We start from the raw sequence: 17,502 nt of genomic DNA, 5'->3' as shown, positions 1-17,502 counted from the left end.
AGCCATTCGGGACTTTTTTACAAATCAATAAAAAAAAAGCGATCTATTCCATTTCCTTCAGTTTGATATTGCGGAACCAGACATCGTCGCCATGATCCTGCAGACCAATAAAGCCACTGCGTTCGGCACCGCCGGCATTGAGAAACTCCTCCCAACCGGCGAATTTACTGTCCGCAATCATCTGTTCCCACTCGGGCGTCCACAAATGATATTCGAGTACCAATTCATCATTCTGATAATGAAGAACAGTGCCTTTATACACAACAATGCTACCGGTATTCCATTCACCAAAAGGTTTTGAATTTTGAGGCTTGGCCGGTATCAAATCGTACAACGAAGCCGACTTTCGGTTACCATCTACCCCAAGACGGGCATCCAAATGGTTTTCATTATCCAGAATCTGGTATTCGGGCGATGAGCGCCAAATGGGGAATGAATCCAACTCCTGAGCCAGATAAAAGACCCCGCTGTTGCCACCCTTGGAGACTTTCCATTCGAATTTCAACTCAAAATTTTTAAATTTCTGATCGAAAATAATGTCACCGCCATCCTCGGCACCTGCTTCCCCGGCACCTGACCCGTTGATTTTTATGGCAGCACTGTCGATGCTCCAGGCCGAAGGGATGTCATCGCGGGTATACCCTCGCCATCCGTTAAAAGTTTCGCCATCAAAAAGCAACATCCAGCCTTCTTCTTCCTCTAAGGCGGATAAGGTATTGACAGGTGCTTCCTTTGGTTTTGCCGGTCCACAAGCCACCAGCAACGCTGCCCCTATAACGGGCAGTAATAACCATACTTTTTTAATCTTCATAGTAAATAGTTTTATTTGGGGATTAAATATTAAATTGAAGAAGGCTATTGAGGCATTTCAGGTAAGTTCCAGCCATTTCGATACTTATGCTTAATCAGCTCGGCAGCAAAGTCTTGGGCCTTCACAGGTTCCGTCCAGGTTTTATCAAAAGTGGGATGGCCATCCTTTATTTCAAAGCCATCCTCGATGACCGTCCGAATGGTTTCATCGTCATTGATGTTGGTGAAACGCATGTTTTCACCATCCCAGTGGAGTTCTTTGTTGAGACTTTGCAGTCGCACCGCCAATACCCCCATCACCACCATTTCATTAAATGGTCCGGCTTCATAAAAATCAGAAGCAGGCTTCACACGATTAGCCGGCATTTCTTTGCAGGCACGCACCCAGTCCATTTCATGACTCAGACTGATTCTTCGCTCAGTTTTGGGTGCATTCGGTTTTCGTCCCGACAACAACCAGGGCTCTCTTCCGTAACATCCGACATGTAAAATATCTTTGGTGCCATAAAAAAGGACACCGCCACCCTGCACATTCATGTCTTTACCTGCCGGCCAGTTTTCTGGTTTCAGAGGCTGCAAACCGCCATCGTACCAATGCACATCCACTTCGGGCATATCCACTTTTCCAGCCTTAGGCCGCTTGGGGAAAGTCATTTTTACCTTTTGGGCCACCGGTGCACTCTCTGTGAGCAAGAGCGTAGAGCTTCCCTGCACCTTGGTCGGATACCCCAGGTTAAGTCCCTTAAACACAGGATGTAAAATATGACAAGCCATATCACCTAAAGCCCCGGTGCCATAATCCCACCAGCCCCGGAAATTCCAGGGGGTATATATTTCATTGAAAGGACGCATTTTGGCAGGCCCCACAAACAAATCCCAGTTCAAATAATCCGGCACCCATTGTCCCTGCTTAGGCGTATTAAGCCCTTGCGGCCAGATGGGCCGGTCGGTAAAGGCCTCTACCCGGGTTACTTCCCCGATTTCACCATTTTGTATCCACTCCTTGACCAAAGAAACCCCCTCTTCAGAGGCGCCCTGGTTACCCATCTGAGTAGCTACCTGGTGTTTTTCGGCCAGTTTGGTCAGCAAACGCGATTCATACACCGTATGGGTCAGTGGTTTTTCAACATAAACATGTTTTCCCATGGTGATGGCCGTGGCAGCTATAATGGCATGCGTATGGTCAGCGGTAGCTACCATTACAGCATCAAACTGATCCCCCATTTCATCGAACATTTTTCGCCAGTCCCAATACTTCTTCGCTTTAGGAAAGTAATCAAAGCAGTTTTTGGCATAGCGAAAATCCACATCGCAAAGCGCTACAATTTCTTCGCTTTCCAGGGCTTTTAATACGGCAAATCCCCGACCGCCAACACCAACACCGACAATCCGCAGCTTGTCGCCAGGAGCCCTGGGAGCCGACTGTGCAGGTTGACTGGCAAAGGCGGTACCGGGTAAAACACTTAAACCAACCGCGGCAACACCGGTTTTTTGAAGGAAACCCCTTCGTCCAATTTTTGAGTCCATAAAATATAGTTTGTTGTGTAAAATAAATGTTCCTTCTAAATTAAGCTATTTTTTTTACTTTTTTGACAAATAAAGACGCCTTTTCTCACCTGTGTGCTTCTGGCCACCCCCTATGTAAAAATTAACCAGCAAACAGGTCCGTATAAACGCAATTTTCCCTATTTTTAAGTTTTCAGAAAAAAATGGGCCATCAATCAATGATCAAACGACTTAAGTTTTTTATTATCCTACCATTTCTAGGCGTGCTTTTAGAAAGCTGCGAAACGGATTTGCCGCTCAAGTTGCAGGAAGGTGGGGGACAAATGGTTTTGTTTGCCTTTCCCACGGCCGACTCAACCCTGTCGGTGCATTTGAGCAAGAGTGTCAGTCACTCATCCGTGGATGATTTTGAACGTATTTACAATGGCTATGTAGCGATTTATAAAAACGGTGCCCGCATTGATTCCTTCGCCTGGCCTTTTAACAAAACCTGGGAGCAACGTCCCGGCATGGCCCTAAAGGAAGGCGACCTGATCCAGGTGGTAGGAGGTGACTCAGAGGGATTGCGGGTGACAGGTAAAACGGCCATTCCGGAAGCGGTCTTTATAGAAGCCATCAACAATGTAAGCACATCGGTCGTTGGCAACAATGGAAATTTTCTGTACGATGTTCTGTTTAAAGACCCCCCGGGGATCGATAATTTTTACCAACTGATAGTGACGGACGAAACGAGGGACTCGCTTCAAAAAGTCATTGATTTCCAACCAGTTAATTACTCCAAAGACGATGAAGTGTTTTACATACGCGATCAGGAAGGCAGTCTTTTAGGCGGCATCAACTTTCTGGGCTCATTCTCGGATTATCTGATTCAAGGCAAAACGCACCGGCTGCGCATCGGCATACCTAAAACTTATTTGGATCCATCGGGTGACAATGAAAAACGCATCCTTCGCTTTCACCTGATGAGCCTGTCGGAGGACTACTTCAATTACCTGAGAAGTCGGGTCGTTGCTGAATACAACTATGATTTGCCGGTGGTTGATCCCATTAAAATACATTCCAATATAGACCATGGACTGGGACTGGTTGGCGGAATTTCTATCGCTTCTGATTCCATCGTTATTATTGGCAACAGCTATGAATAATCAATTTAGTTTATACAACTAAATGCCCGCCTATCAAGCTATGGGGGTTTAAATTAAGTACCTTTGTCGGCCAGCCATTCGATAAAGGTTTTCAATGGAGACCAGACATAAATCTGTTTTGAAAATTGAAAAAAAAATGGCAATTTTGCGCAATAAATTTAAACATCTAAATATTTATATAATATGGCACTATTTGGAAAAATAGAGAATCTGGATAACAGTTCTCAAAAAGAAGAAAAAGAGATTACCGATGTGGAAAAAGTGAAGGTACTGATTGTTGGTTCAGGACCAGCCGGATATACCGCTGCAATATATGCTGCCCGTGCCAATCTCTCCCCCGTCATGTATGAAGGCATGCAGCCGGGTGGACAGTTGACCACCACCACCGAGGTTGAAAACTTCCCCGGCTACCCGATGGGTGTCACCGGTCCTGAAATGATGGAAGACCTCAAAAAGCAAGCAGAACGCTTTGGCACCTCTGTTCTTTGGGGCATGGCCACCAAAGCAGACTTATCGAAACGTCCCTTTAAAGTAACCATCGATGACAAAAAAATAGTTGAAGCCGAAGCCCTCATCATTGCCACCGGAGCCACCGCCAAGTACCTGGGGCTGGAAGACGAAACAAAATATGCGGGCGGCGGCGTTTCAGCGTGTGCCACCTGTGACGGATTTTTCTACCGTGGTAAGGATGTAGCGGTCGTTGGTGGTGGCGACACAGCCGCTGAAGAAGCCATGTACCTCGCAGGCCTGGTCAACAAAGTCTATTTGATTGTACGCCGCGACGAACTCCGTGCCTCTAAAGTGATGCAGGAGCGCGTGTTCAAGACACCAAATATTACCATATTGTGGGAACACCAAACCAAAGGATTGTTTGGGGATGGTGTGGTTGAAGGCGCTGTACTGGTTAAGAAAAAAGGCACCCCTGAAGAAGAAGAAGTAAAAATCAAAATTGATGGTTTCTTTCTGGCCATTGGTCACAAACCCAACTCAGACATTTTCAAAGATTACCTCGAAACCAACGAAGTGGGTTACATCAAAACCACACCCGGAACCACCAAAACCAATGTGCCGGGTGTATTTGCCTGTGGCGACGTTCAGGACCACGTTTATCGTCAGGCCGTCACTGCTGCAGGAACCGGATGTATGGCCGCCATTGATGCGGAACGCTGGTTGGCAGAGAATCCTTTGTAATGAAGTATCGATTGACATAAGTAAAAGACTGCCTGCGGGCAGTCTTTTTTTGTTAGTGCTGATCGCTGTGATAGCGCATCAGACCATCCATTGGATCCGGCACCACCTTTCCCATCTGAAAACCTGTTTCCTCAGCCGCTAAGGCCAAAACGGACCTGAAATGCCAGGCCACACTGCCGGTGAAGTGAATGGGTAACTGAAGGGCCTTTGGGTAGTGACGGATGTTGCGCTCATAAAACGCAACGAAACTCCTTTTAACCAATTGCCTCACCGACGGTTCTTCGATATGTTTCAACAAAAACGGGGTAAACTGCGCCAAAAAGCGATTGGGAAAGGGCTGACGGTAAACATTTTCAATAATGGCCAGTCCATCCATCTGATATTGCTCATAAAAAGCCATGCAAACGGCCTCAGGCAACTGCTTTTTAAGTACATCGCCCACCAATTTACGGCCCAAAACAGCCCCACTTCCCTCATCACCCAAAATAAAGCCCAGAGGAGATACATTTTCCACAATAACCTGTCCGTTATAGTAACAGGAATTAGACCCCGTACCCAGAATGGCCGCAATGCCACTTTGGTGACCACACAACGAACGGGCTGCCGCCAACAAATCCGAGGCCACTTCAATTTTAGCCGCCGGGAAAAAGTGGCCAAGGGCGCCTTCGACCGACTTCAACTGTGCTTCTCCCACACAGCCGGCCCCATAAAAAAAGACCTCCCGGGGCACTTTCCCTTGAAGGTCCAGCCCTTCAAGAATAGAAACGATGGCTTCCTGGTTCTGATAAAACGGATTGATACCGGAAGTAGACAACCGTTCCACAGGCCGCTGATCTCCGGAAAAAAGGACCCAGTTGGTTTTTGTCGAACCACTGTCGGCCATCAAAGTATACGTATGCGCCATATCAATTGAATCAATTACGCTGCTAAATAAGCATTTTTTGACAAAAAACAGTTTCTTTGGCAAATTACTTAGTTTTATGATAATTTCTGTGCAAATTTGTGACAGTACACAGGTCAAACAAGAAATCTTTTAACCAAATTCTAAAATTATGAGCAAAGACAGCGGAACCTCAAGCGCCATTTATGGACTGGGACTCATTGGTGCAGCCATCTATTTTATTTCAGGTGCCACCAGTTTTTGGATGGGCATCGTAGGATTTTTGAAAGCTCTGGTATGGCCGGCTTTCATGGTTTACGAACTACTCAAATACGTTGGTGCTTAATGAATCAAACAACAGACATGCCCTGGCAGGACGCCCCGGTCGAAACGGCTGAGGCGTTTGCCTTGCGTTCAACCGCCTCATTAAGAGATATGGCTCGGCAATGCGCCAGCCTTATCTCCTGCTTATGGACCATTCAAAGGACATTCAATTGGGCCAATGGGCCACAAAACGAATGGTACAGGCGGCCCGGACGAGCGGTGCTGTTATGGTGTATGCCGACCATTACCGCGAAAAGGATGGCCAAACCCTGCCATGGCCGCTTATCGATTACCAGACGGGGAGCCTGCGCGACGACTTTGATTTTGGCCCCCTCGTGCTCATCTCTGTCGAGGCACTTAAAGCAGCCGTGGCTGACATGCCTTCCGATTTTAAGTATGCCGGGTGGTACGACCTGCGCTTACGCCTGTCGGAAAAGGGCCCACTCCTTCGATTACCGGAATATCTTTACACCGCCAAAGAAACAGATGGACGGACGTCGGGAGAAAAACAGTTCGACTATGTGGATCCACGCAACCGGGAAGTTCAAATAGAAATGGAAGCGGCTTGCACCCTGCACTTAAAACGTTTGAACGCTTTGCTTGAGCCACCATTCAAAGAAATTGACTTCAACACCATCCCTTTTGAAACAGAAGCCACGGTAGTGATTCCGGTCCGCAACCGCGTCAAAACCATTGAAGAGGCCGTGTTGTCGGTGCTTTCCCAAAAAACAGAGCATAGCTTCAACCTGATAGTGGTGGATAACCACTCGACAGATGGCACCACTGAAGTCCTCAAAGAAATGGCCAAAAGCGACCCCCGACTGATTCATCACCTTCCCCAACGCACAGATCTGGGCATTGGCGGTTGTTGGAATGAGGCAATTTTTCACGAGCAGTGTGGCCAATTCGCCATTCAGCTCGACAGCGACGACCTGTACATCAACAACGAAGTGATTCAGACCATTGTTCAGACTTTTTATCAGGAGCGCTGTGCCATGCTCATCGGCAGCTATGAAATGGTTAATTTTAACCTGGCGCCCATCCCGCCCGGATTGATCGACCACAAGGAGTGGACCCCCCACAACGGCCCCAACAATGCCTTGCGCATTAACGGACTGGGTGCTCCACGGGCCTTTTTCACGCCGGTGATACGAGCGATCAGATTTCCGAATGTGAGTTACGGCGAAGATTATGCGGTCGGATTAACCATCAGTCGACACTACAAAATAGGTCGCCTTTATGAAGCCCTCTATCTGTGCCGCAGGTGGGAAGAGAACACCGACGCCGCTCTGAGCATTGAAAAAACCAACACACATAATCTGTACAAGGACCGGCTGCGTACCATGGAGCTATATGCCAGAATGGGCCAACAAAAATAAATATGGGTTTGAACGACATTGATTCCTTGATTCAACAACAAATCACGCAATGGCCATTGGCAGCCAAAAACTTGGCTGCATTGGACCAGGTCCAAACGCGCACCCTTGTCCTTTCACCCGGGGAAACTTTTACCATCCAGTATAATCCGGGGCGCATCACCTCATCAACGGCCAAAACCGACAGCCAAAGCATTGGCCAACGTCCCTGCTTTCTCTGCGCCAAAAACCGGCCTGCGGAACAGCCAGGCCTGCCTTTTAAAGCGGCTTACGAAATATTGGTAAATCCCTTCCCCATTTTTCCGAGACATCTGACCATCGTGGAACAGCAACACCTGCCACAGCGCATCCATGGTCGAATGACCGACATGCTGGAACTGGCCAGGGAATTGAGCGATTTCATCGTCTTTTACAATGGTCCCAAATGTGGCGCATCGGCGCCCGATCATTTTCATTTTCAGGCCGGCCAAAAAGGTCTCATGCCCATCGAAGAGGAATGGTCCCACCTGGAAAAGCAGCTTATTTTTAACGATACGGAAGTGCTGGTGGAAGCCGCCGTCCATTATTCCAGAAAATGCCTGGTCGTCGAAGGCCAACACCCGGAAAGCATGGTGCATTGGATGGAAAAAATCATTGGCTGCCTGCCTGCCAACCACGAGGAAAAAGAGGAGCCCCTACTGAACCTGTTGGCGGGCTATGAGGCTGGCCTTTGGCGAATTTACCTCTTTCCCCGCGGGGCCCACCGGCCCCGCCAGTTCTTTTCCAGTGGAGCAGGTCAATTGCTGCTGAGTCCGGCCTCCGTCGATTTTGGCGGCCTGCTCATCACGCCCCGTGAAGAAGATTTTGACAAACTAGATACAGACACCATTCGGGACATTTTTAAACAGGTAAGCTTGTCCGACACCAGCTGGCAGCAACTATTAAAGGACTTGCAAAAATAAAAACGATCCATGGAAGAACCGATTATCAAAGTAGGTGTGCTCTTTGCCCCTGAAATTCAGTTGACATTAAGCGGCACGTACCTGTTCAATCAGCAAGCGTTTACCGGACCACTGACCATCCGTCAAACGGGTCCGGGCGTAGAGCTGGAAAGCACTGATAATAAAATATCTATGGCCTTGCCATTGGATTTGGTGCCTGAAAATTATGAGGCGTGTTCCTTTGAGTTGCACAACGTGACCATTGGCATTCATTTTCATTGGGAACGACAGGAAAACCAGCGCTTCAAGGGCAGCCTGCGCATCCTGCAGGAAGAGCAACACCTGACGGCCATCAACCTGCTAAAACTGGAAGATTACCTGGTGAGCGTGATTTCCTCAGAGATGAAAGCCACCGCCTCCGAAGAATTTTTAAAAGCACACGCGGTCATGTCCCGCAGCTGGTTACTGGCGCAAATACAAAAAGCGGGCGTCCTGAAAGAAACAGTCACACCCTATCCCTCCTTTACGAAGACCAGCGACACCCACATCCGGTGGTACGACCGGGAAGACCACCAACACTTCGACGTGTGTGCCGACGACCACTGCCAGCGCTACCAGGGCATTACCCGGGCCACCGGACCAAAGGTTGAAAAGGCCGTTCGGGCCACAGCGGGCCGGGTTTTGATGTACGACCAACAAATTTGTGATGCGCGCTTTTCCAAATGCTGCGGAGGGGTAACAGAGCGCTTTGAAAACGTGTGGGAGCCCGTCATCCATCCCTACTTAAAAGCTTTTGTAGATAAAACGACCGATGAAAATGAAACAGCGCCCAACCTGACCGATCACCGGGCAGCCGCTCAATGGATCATGGATCGCCCGGAAACCTTCTGCAACACCAATGACCAGTCGGTTCTGTCTCAGGTTCTGAACGATTATGACATGGAAACCCAGGATTTCTTTCGCTGGAAAGTCACCCTGCCCCAGTCAGAGTTACAAGCATTGCTTAAATCCAAAATCGACCTCGATTTGGGGGCCATATCAGAAATGATTCCACTTGAGCGAGGCAGCTCCGGACGCATCATCCGCCTCAAAATCATCGGTACCCAAGCCACCAAGATCATCGGTAAAGAATTGGAAATCCGCAAGGCCTTGTCACCCTCCCACCTTTACAGCTCCGCCTTTGTGGTTGAAAAGGAGGGCCTTGAAAATGGTTTACCTCAAAATTTCATCCTCAACGGTGCCGGCTGGGGCCACGGAGTGGGGCTCTGTCAAATTGGGGCAGCTGTTATGGGCGCTAAAGGACATACGCATGCTGAAATTCTGACCCACTATTTCAGAGATGCTCAATTGATTCAACTATATTAGCCACTATGAAATCAAACACCACACCATGGTCCTGGGTGCCCTCGCTCTATTTTGCACAAGGTCTGCCCTATGTAATGGTCATGACCGTTTCGGTGATTATGTACAAGCGACTGGAGGTGTCCAATACCGATATCGCCCTTTACACGAGCTGGCTGTATTTGCCCTGGGTCATCAAGCCCCTTTGGAGCCCCTTTGTGGATCTGCTCAAAACCAAGCGTTGGTGGATCATCGTCATGCAACTTATGGTAGGCGCCGGATTGGCCGGTGTGGCCTTGACCATTCCCACAGAACCCTTCTTTCAATATACGCTGGCTTTTTTCTGGTTGCTGGCCTTTAGTTCGGCCACGCACGACATTGCGGCCGACGGATTTTACATGCTGGCACTGGAAGAGCATGAGCAGTCCGTTTTCGTAGGTATCCGCAGCACCTTTTACCGGGTGGCCATGATTGCGGGACAAGGTCTGTTGGTGGTTGTCGCCGGCTACTTTGAGAATACCACAAACATCCAAACGGCCTGGAGCATCACCTTTGGCATTCTGGCCCTGACCTTTGTCCTTTTCCATCTCTATCATCTCTTCCTATTGCCCCGTCCGGCTACTGACCTGCCGGTCGGCCACAACAGCTCCCGCGATTTAATCAGGGACTCGTGGCAGACCGTTCTTTCGTATTTTGACAAGCCGGGAATTGGCACAGCACTGGCCTTTCTGCTGCTTTACCGACTGGGCGAAGCCAGCTGGTCAAGTTGGCCTCTCCTTTTTTGCTGGACAAAACCGAAGTGGGTGGACTGGCATTGGAAACTGGCACGGTCGGCATCATTTATGGCACCGTTGGCATTGTTGCCCTCACCATCGGAGGTATTTTGGGGGGTATTGTCATTGCCCGGCGCGGCTTGAAATACTGGCTGCTGCCCATGGCCATCGCTATGAATTTGCCCAATCTTGTTTATGTGTATCTGGCCCATGCCCTGCCTGAAAGTATTTGGTTGATCTCCTCGGCCGTTGCGTGGAGCAATTGGGCTACGGTTTTGGCTTTACCGCTACGTCATGTTTATGATTTACTTTTCGGAAGGGAAAAACAAGACCGCCCATTACGCCATTTCTACGGGCTTCATGGCCATGGGGATGATGCTACCGGGCATGATTTCAGGGTGGATTCAGGAAATGACCGGTTATGGCAACTTCTTTATTTGGGTGGTGCTTTGTACGATACCGGGCTTTTTTATTATAAGGCATTTGAAAATTGACAGGGCTTTTGGGGTGAAAAAGAAGGGGATGGGTGAGAAGGGGGAAAAGGGTTGATGGGTAGGTAGGGTGAGTGGGGTTGATGGGGGAAGAAGGGTAGATGGGGTAGATGGGGAGAGAAGGGTGGATGGGGATTTGATCAGGAATTTTTCTGCAGATCGTTTTATGTTTTTTAACGGGGAGTTCAAAGCAGTTCTGTTATCTTTGCAGCCAATTAATAGTTAATATTGAACCTGACGAATAGTCGAACACCATGACTAAACAAAAAGAAATCATTCTCCTCAACATATCCGGTGAAGATAAACCCGGGGTTACGGCCACGCTGACCGAGATATTGGCACAACATAAGGTCAACATTCTGGACATCGGTCAAGCCGTTATTCACGAAGATCTGGGCCTGGGCATTTTGATGGAGGTACCCGAAAAGTCGGAGTCTTCCCCCATACTTAAAGACCTGCTTTTTAAGGCCTATGAAATGGGCCTCAACATCAAGTTCACCCCCATTGCCGAAAACAAATACAACGAGTGGGTGGAGCACCAGGGCAAGGAGCGCTTCATCATCACGCTGCTCTCCCGCAAGCTGACAGCCGAGCAACTATCGAAAGTCACCCGTTTAATAACCGACCAGGGACTCAACATTGATGTCATCAGCCGCTTAAGCGGTCGTATCCCCCTCAACAACGGCAAAGGACACCCCAAAAGTGTGGCCGAATTCTCGGTACGGGGAACCCCCCGTGACCTCGAAAAAATGAAGACCGCCTTCATCGACATTTCCGGAGAGACCGGTGTAGACATCGCCTTTCAGGAGGACAATATCTTTCGCAGAAACCGCCGATTGGTCTGTTTCGATATGGACTCCACCCTTATTCAGGCCGAAGTCATTGACGAACTGGCCCGAAAGGCCGGGGTTTATAAGGAAGTCAGCGCCATTACAGAAGCAGCCATGCGTGGAGAAATTGATTTCAACGACAGTTTTAAAAAGCGCATCGCCTTGCTCAAAGGACTGGATGAATCGGTGATGAAAGAGGTGGCCGACAATTTACCCTTGACTGAAGGGGCCGAACGGTTGTTTCATACCCTCAAAAAATACGGCTACCGCACAGCCATCCTTTCAGGTGGTTTCACCTATTTTGGCAATTATCTGAAAGCCAAGCTAAACATCGACTATGTGTTTGCCAACGAATTGGAAGTACAAAACGGACAATTGACCGGAAGACACGTCGGTGAGATCATTAATGGTGAAAAAAAGGCCGAACTGCTTAAACTGATCGCCTTTAAAGAAGACATCCATCTGGAACAAGTCATTGCCGTAGGCGATGGCTCCAACGACCTGCCCATGCTTCGCCTGGCAGGCCTGGGCATTGCCTTTCATGCCAAACCCAAGGTAAGGGCCTCTGCCAAGCATGCCATTTCAACGATCGGGCTGGATGCGATTCTGTACCTTTTAGGTTTTAGAGACCGCGAAATAAACTTGTAATTATGTACCCATTTCAGGACCTACAACCGGAAGCGATATGGCACTATTTCTATGAAATATGCCAGGTGCCTCGCCCCTCCAAAAAAGAGGGAAAAATCATTGCTTACCTGCAGGATTTTGCGCAGAAGCACCACCTGGAAGTGGCTCAGGACCGCACCGGCAATGTGCTGATCAAGAAAAAGGCCTCTGCCGGCTTCGAAAACCGGTCAACCATCGTGCTTCAGTCCCACATCGATATGGTGTGTGAGAAGAACAGTGATACGAAGCACGATTTTTTGAAGGATCCCATTCAACCGGTCATTGAAGGCGAGTGGGTCAAGGCCAAAGGGACCACATTGGGTGCCGATGACGGCATTGGTATGGCCGCCCAGCTGGCCCTAATGGCTGCCGACAACATCCCTCACGGTCCCTTAGAGTGCCTGTTCACCGTGGATGAAGAGACCGGGCTGACGGGGGCTTTCGGACTCGAGCCCAACTTCATAAGCGGCTCTACCTTAATTAACCTCGACTCAGAGGATGAAGGGGAAATATTCATTGGCTGTGCCGGAGGCATTGATACCGTAGGACAATTCACGCCCCAATACGAAGCCCCGTCCAAAGGTAGTTTTGCTTTTAAGGTAGAAGTGAGCGGTCTGACAGGCGGCCATTCGGGCGACGACATACATAAGGGACTGGGCAATGCCATCAAAATATTGACCCGCTATGTGTGGGACGCCACCCAAGAGTTGGAATTCAGACTGGCATCTTTTCAAGGGGGTAATCTGCGCAATGCCATAGCACGGGAAGCCTCCGCAACAGGTGTTGTTCCCTCCAGATACAAAGAAGAAGTGCGCGTTTTGCTCAACTGCTTCATCGCCGATTTAGAGGAAGAATTCAAAGATGTAGAGCCCCGACTAAAACTCCACCTCGAATCGACGGAGCTACCTGAACAGGTTTTTACCAAAGATTTTCATACCGCCTTTGTCGCCACCCTGTACACCCTTCCCCATGGAGTGATGGGAATGAGTCGCGAAATTGAAGGTTTGGTGGAGACCTCCACCAATCTGGCATCGGTCAAGACAGCAGGCGACCACATGGTGGTCTCCACCAGTCAACGCAGCTCTATAGAGAGCATCCGCAACCAGGTGGCCGCCATGGTTGAAGCGGCCTTTACTCTGGGCGGCGCCTCCGTCAAACACTCCGATGGCTATCCCGGATGGGCCCCTGACACCCGGTCAGCCATTCTGAAACAGAGCGTGGACTCCTACCAAAAGCTTTTCAAGACAGAACCCCAGGTCAAGGCCATTCATGCCGGACTGGAATGTGGTCTGTTTCTAAAGAAATATCCCGGTCTGGATATGATTTCCATTGGTCCAACCATCAAAGGGGCCCACTCACCCGATGAACGGCTTCACATACCAACAGTTACGAAATTCTGGGACCATCTGCTGGACATTTTGGAACAAAACGCCTGATTTTTTTTAGGTAAAAAGAGACAATTTTTGAACCCATTCAACAATTAATGCGTATAGAAAGGTATTAGCAATTTAGTTTCATACATAAAAGGATTCATAATGGAGAAAGTACTGACCAGGCATTTCCAATACACAGGATTGGATGACTACGACATGTCGTTGGATGAACAGATGAATGCATTCCTTTTGGAAAAGGGGATCAGCCCCGAACAAATTATCAATGTTGAATATGCGGCCCATTCAAGTGGAGGCATTAACAATTATTCAGCGTTATTGATTTATAAAGCGTCTTAATGTTTTTTTAGTGAACGATTGATTATTTAGTGAACAATTGGAAAGGGACCGGCTATTTATTTGGCCGGTCTTTTTTTATCTTTGTAGAAAGACGAATGATATGGGTATTTTTGATTGGTTCAACAAAGCGGATGAAGCCCCCCAAAAGGGCCTGGGAATTGCCTTAAGTGGCGGGAGCGCCCGTGGCTTTGCCCATATTGGCGTGCTCAAGGCATTTGAAGAACATGGAATCGAACCCGAAATTATCGCGGGTACCAGTATGGGGGCCCTGGTGGGCGTGTTATATGCAGCGGGATTAAAGGCCGATGAGATCAAAGAAATTGTCAACAAAGAACCCATCATAAAAATGGTTCGTCCGGCCTGGGGCAAAATGGGCCTCTTCAAAGTCACCGAACTGCGAAAAATATTGGAAAAACACATTGAGAAAGATGATTTCTCCGTCTTGAAAAAGCCCTTTTGTCTGGTGGTTTCCAACATCAACAAAGGCGAAAAAGAGGTCATTCGGGAAGGAGCCTTGTTCGATTACGTACTAGCCTCCTGTGCGGTCCCCGTCATATTTGCCCCCCAGATAATTAACAACACCACTTATATTGATGGCGGGCTCTATGACAACCTGCCCGCATCGGCTGTCAGAGACTATTGCCAGACTTTGGTCGGTGTGCATGTGAATTACCTCGGCTATCTGGAATCGTTTAACAGCATGACCGAAATTGCCGAACGCAGCTTTAGTCTCAACATCAAAGAAAATGTCAAGCCCTCCATGAAACTCTGTGACCATTTAATAGATCCGCCCAAAATGGCCCAATTCTCCTTATGGGACTTTGACAAAGCAGATGAGATTATCGAAACCGGCTATGATTACACCATCCAGCTGATTGAATCCGGTGAATTGCCCATCCAATCACTCAGGCAAGCGCCTTTAGCTGATTAATTCATCGCAATACAAGCAAAGCCATTAACCCCTCTGTTTTGGGAGGAGGCGTCAACATAAACACCCCTTGGCGCCACTTTCCATCCACCAGTCGCGCTGGATTTTGCATCTGCATAGCCTGCCATTCTACTGAGCGGATGCGCTGTATGCTCCAATAGCCCACACTGTCAGGGTGCAAATATTTGGCCATGGACAAATTGACCAGGCCCATGGTGTAGCGCAAATTGACCTCAATGCAGGGATGCAGTTTCACCCCGTCTTCCGGCGTTTTAAAAAACAAGCCGTCAATTCCCACAGGTCCACGATACCGCCGATTCAGATTCATTCCTTTGAGCCCTTTCCATAATAAAGGAATCGCGTGGTCGACCATCTCCTTCCGGACTTCAGACCCTACCAGATCAATAGTTGGGGACGTGGTGTAACAGCCCAAAAACTGCCCGTCCTTATCTGTATTAAAATAAGTAGTCCCCAAAAATTGAATCCCCTCCTCCTCCACCCAAAAGTGGAAAGAGAGATCCTGTAATTTGTCCAGCCAGGGCTCGGCCAGCAGCGCACCTTGTTGCTTCAATTTCCCTAAGACCCATGGATTGGCAGCCGCCTTCTCCTGGCGGCTTCTGATTTTGAACAAACCCCTGCCCGAAGCACTCCAGGGCGTTTTAAGCAGAATGGGGGATGCCATCTCAGCCTCCAAATGGGCGATGCCTTCCGGGGAGGTCAACTCAAGCGGCAGCTGCGGAATAACCACCTGATCGTCCTTACCCAGTCCTTCAGCCACCCATTTGGCCAGTTCCAGACCGGTGTAGCGACTCAGCAGTCTGCGGTGATCAGCCTGCCAGAGCAACATGGATGAGTACCACTTGGCGGTTCAAAAGCTTTTAACTGCTGGTGGACAGCGGGACTCCATCCCCAGGATGAAGCTCCGGTGATAGGGCACTTTCCGCTTCCTGAGGGGAAGTAATGAATTGGGGTGCCGAAACACCCCAATCCTTCAACTGAGCCACAAATTCTTCTGATACAGCTTCCTCCATCCACACATAATCCCGCTCCCCGCCCAACCACAAAGTAATGGCAGCCAGCTCCCTCTCAAATTGCCGGAGACGTGCAGGCGGCCGGTACGAACCATGACCGTTGACCACAGCCATTTCACAAGTAGGATTAAAAACAAAAACCTTCGGCCCCATAACAACTTACATTTTAGCACAAAAGTAACAAATAATCCACCGCCATCCCCCTTAAAACCCATCTTCCCCCAGCCTTCCCTACCTACCCTACTTACCCTCTCAACCTAATAACCTAACCGCCTATTGACCTATCGACCCATCATACCCCATCAACCCCACTCAACCTCTCAACCCTTGCCCCTCTCAACCTAATGTCCCATCGGCCTATTGACCTAATGGCCTATTGATCTAACGACCTATCGCCCTAACCCACTTTTCAGCCAGCTGCAACTCACCCGCCAAGCTCAACCCATCCGAATCCGCATCATAAAAAGGGAGAATAACATCGGGACGGGCATTGGATTTGTGTTCCAAAACAAGACTTATTTTTTCAATGATTTTCTGACTGTCGCTCTTTCGCTCAACTGTACGTGAAACCACCGAAACCCTGCTCTGCTTAATGTCCTTCAGATGCACCAAAGTGCGAATAACAGCCGGCTCCTGACCCCGCACATAAAAAAGGGTTTGGGTCTCATCGTTAATACCGATCGCTGCGTCATTCCAGACCTCCGATCTGGTAACAGCGCAATTCTCAGTCCGGGCCATATCTACCAGATTATTCAATAGATTTTTAGTCCGTGATTTTCTACTACCATCCCTAAAAAAGACAAAAGGCGTAATCAACAGTGCAGTCAATACCACACCCATTATAAGCATTCCAGATTCCATAATACAATTGTAATAAATGGTTATTGTAACAAACAATTATTTAATCGCACCAACCATTTGAGCGGCTTTAGCGCGACAACAACAAGTCTGGTATCAGGAATAATAATGGAAGGGAAACAACCTGTCAAACAATTGTGGCTGAACCACAATTGTAGAAGAATGATGGATATAGTCAGTGATTTGCGTTGTAGCGGCGTGATTGGCCCACCATGAATGAACAGAACAATCCTTGTGGACCGGCTTAATCGAAGCAGGTGAAGGAGCAGTGACCTCCGTCAGGTTCACTTCCGGCTGAAGCCCATAAAACGGGTTATCAAAAGCAGCCTTAAAAGCGGCAGTAGATATTTGTGCATCCACAGCAAGCCTGCTCCCATTTACAGACAGCAAGCCCCCCTGACTGTATATCCCCATCAAAAGGAGATACAGCACAGCCAACTGAAAACCCATATGTTTTGCCATTAAACGCATGCCACAAAGTTATAGATAAAAGAATCACTCTGTTCTCCCCACCCCAAATAATTTTCACCATCCCTAACTGCTTCTTTTTACCCAACCAGCCCCCCTCTCAACCGTCCCCATCCTCACCCTATCAACCTAATGATCCCGCCTTGCGGGACTACGCTACGCTTCGCCTCCCAACCTAATGACCTAATAACCTTAAACCCCCATCAACCCTTCCTACCCCACTCACCCTCTCAA

The 17,502-nt window shown here is 48.6% G+C and carries 19 protein-coding genes; 12 read left to right on the top strand and 7 right to left on the bottom strand.

Annotated features, from left to right (window positions below):
- Positions 1–43: 43 nt before the first annotated feature.
- On the bottom strand, positions 44–811 hold the full coding sequence (locus JCM15548_RS14975; RefSeq protein WP_062127101.1) for a 3-keto-disaccharide hydrolase: 768 nt from the start codon (positions 809–811) through the stop codon (positions 44–46).
- 44 nt (positions 812–855) lie between these two features.
- Positions 856–2,337: a glycoside 3-dehydrogenase gene (locus JCM15548_RS14970; RefSeq protein ID WP_062127098.1), complete on the bottom strand. Its 1,482-nt coding sequence runs from the start codon at positions 2,335–2,337 to the stop codon at positions 856–858.
- Between the two features lie 197 nt (positions 2,338–2,534).
- On the opposite strand from JCM15548_RS14970, the gene JCM15548_RS14965 reads away from it, so the two are divergent.
- Together JCM15548_RS14965 and trxB are read left to right on the top strand one after the other, a co-directional pair.
- Complete coding sequence (locus tag JCM15548_RS14965) at positions 2,535–3,461, top strand: DUF4249 domain-containing protein (protein WP_062127095.1); 927 nt, start codon at positions 2,535–2,537, stop codon at positions 3,459–3,461.
- Between the two features lie 183 nt (positions 3,462–3,644).
- Positions 3,645–4,652, top strand: a complete 1,008-nt coding sequence (gene trxB / locus JCM15548_RS14960; RefSeq protein WP_083985170.1) for a thioredoxin-disulfide reductase — start codon at positions 3,645–3,647, stop codon at positions 4,650–4,652.
- Between the two features lie 52 nt (positions 4,653–4,704).
- On the opposite strand, the gene JCM15548_RS14955 is transcribed toward trxB, so the two are convergent.
- On the bottom strand, positions 4,705–5,556 hold the full coding sequence (locus tag JCM15548_RS14955; RefSeq protein ID WP_062127141.1) for a hypothetical protein: 852 nt from the start codon (positions 5,554–5,556) through the stop codon (positions 4,705–4,707).
- A gap of 148 nt (positions 5,557–5,704) precedes the next feature.
- Between JCM15548_RS14955 and JCM15548_RS22260 the strand changes: the two genes are divergently transcribed.
- From JCM15548_RS22260 to JCM15548_RS14915, 10 genes are all read left to right on the top strand, one after another.
- Positions 5,705–5,878, top strand: a complete 174-nt coding sequence (locus tag JCM15548_RS22260) for a hypothetical protein (protein WP_173427664.1) — start codon at positions 5,705–5,707, stop codon at positions 5,876–5,878.
- Positions 5,879–6,002: 124 nt separating this feature from the next.
- A complete protein-coding gene (locus tag JCM15548_RS14950) occupies positions 6,003–7,235 on the top strand; it encodes a glycosyltransferase family 2 protein (RefSeq protein ID WP_083985173.1) in 1,233 nt (410 codons plus the stop codon).
- Positions 7,236–7,243: 8 nt separating this feature from the next.
- Positions 7,244–8,173, top strand: a complete 930-nt coding sequence (locus JCM15548_RS14945; RefSeq protein WP_439645454.1) for a DUF4922 domain-containing protein — start codon at positions 7,244–7,246, stop codon at positions 8,171–8,173.
- Positions 8,174–8,182: 9 nt separating this feature from the next.
- Positions 8,183–9,517, top strand: a complete 1,335-nt coding sequence (locus JCM15548_RS14940) for a SpoIID/LytB domain-containing protein (RefSeq protein ID WP_062127086.1) — start codon at positions 8,183–8,185, stop codon at positions 9,515–9,517.
- Between the two features lie 5 nt (positions 9,518–9,522).
- Complete coding sequence (locus tag JCM15548_RS14935; RefSeq protein WP_227625900.1) at positions 9,523–10,410, top strand: MFS transporter; 888 nt, start codon at positions 9,523–9,525, stop codon at positions 10,408–10,410.
- Positions 10,407–10,760, top strand: coding sequence for a hypothetical protein (locus tag JCM15548_RS24360; protein WP_227625899.1), 354 nt, complete (start codon positions 10,407–10,409; stop codon positions 10,758–10,760). The genes JCM15548_RS14935 and JCM15548_RS24360 overlap by 4 nt, the downstream gene beginning before the upstream one ends.
- A gap of 251 nt (positions 10,761–11,011) precedes the next feature.
- Positions 11,012–12,235 (top strand): phosphoserine phosphatase SerB, encoded by a 1,224-nt coding sequence (serB, locus tag JCM15548_RS14930; RefSeq protein ID WP_062127084.1) that lies wholly within the window; start codon positions 11,012–11,014, stop codon positions 12,233–12,235.
- Positions 12,236–12,237: 2 nt separating this feature from the next.
- Positions 12,238–13,689 carry an aminoacyl-histidine dipeptidase gene (locus JCM15548_RS14925; RefSeq protein ID WP_062127081.1) on the top strand — a complete coding sequence of 484 codons (1,452 nt, stop codon included), beginning with the start codon at positions 12,238–12,240 and terminating at the stop codon, positions 13,687–13,689.
- A 99-nt stretch (positions 13,690–13,788) separates the two neighbouring features.
- A complete protein-coding gene (locus tag JCM15548_RS14920) occupies positions 13,789–13,983 on the top strand; it encodes a hypothetical protein (protein ID WP_062127078.1) in 195 nt (64 codons plus the stop codon).
- Positions 13,984–14,083: 100 nt separating this feature from the next.
- Positions 14,084–14,914: a patatin-like phospholipase family protein gene (locus JCM15548_RS14915; protein ID WP_062127075.1), complete on the top strand. Its 831-nt coding sequence runs from the start codon at positions 14,084–14,086 to the stop codon at positions 14,912–14,914.
- Position 14,915: 1 nt separating this feature from the next.
- On the opposite strand, the gene JCM15548_RS14910 is transcribed toward JCM15548_RS14915, so the two are convergent.
- The 4 genes from JCM15548_RS14910 to JCM15548_RS14895 all read right to left on the bottom strand — a co-directional run bounded on the left by JCM15548_RS14910 (position 14,916) and on the right by JCM15548_RS14895 (position 17,271).
- On the bottom strand, positions 14,916–15,758 hold the full coding sequence (locus tag JCM15548_RS14910; protein WP_062127072.1) for an ATP-grasp domain-containing protein: 843 nt from the start codon (positions 15,756–15,758) through the stop codon (positions 14,916–14,918).
- 31 nt (positions 15,759–15,789) lie between these two features.
- The gene (locus tag JCM15548_RS14905) at positions 15,790–16,095 is read right to left on the bottom strand and encodes a hypothetical protein (RefSeq protein WP_062127069.1); all 306 of its coding nucleotides are present in this window, start codon (positions 16,093–16,095) and stop codon (positions 15,790–15,792) included.
- A 228-nt stretch (positions 16,096–16,323) separates the two neighbouring features.
- A complete protein-coding gene (locus JCM15548_RS14900) occupies positions 16,324–16,803 on the bottom strand; it encodes a hypothetical protein (RefSeq protein WP_062127067.1) in 480 nt (159 codons plus the stop codon).
- 93 nt (positions 16,804–16,896) lie between these two features.
- On the bottom strand, positions 16,897–17,271 hold the full coding sequence (locus JCM15548_RS14895) for a hypothetical protein (RefSeq protein ID WP_157482803.1): 375 nt from the start codon (positions 17,269–17,271) through the stop codon (positions 16,897–16,899).
- Positions 17,272–17,502: the final 231 nt, after the last annotated feature.

The organism is Geofilum rubicundum JCM 15548 (genome assembly GCF_000974365.1).
Taxonomy (GTDB): domain Bacteria; phylum Bacteroidota; class Bacteroidia; order Bacteroidales; family Marinilabiliaceae; genus Geofilum; species Geofilum rubicundum.
The sequence above is the reverse complement of the archived record's forward strand: the minus strand, read 5'-3'. Positions and strand labels throughout refer to the sequence as shown.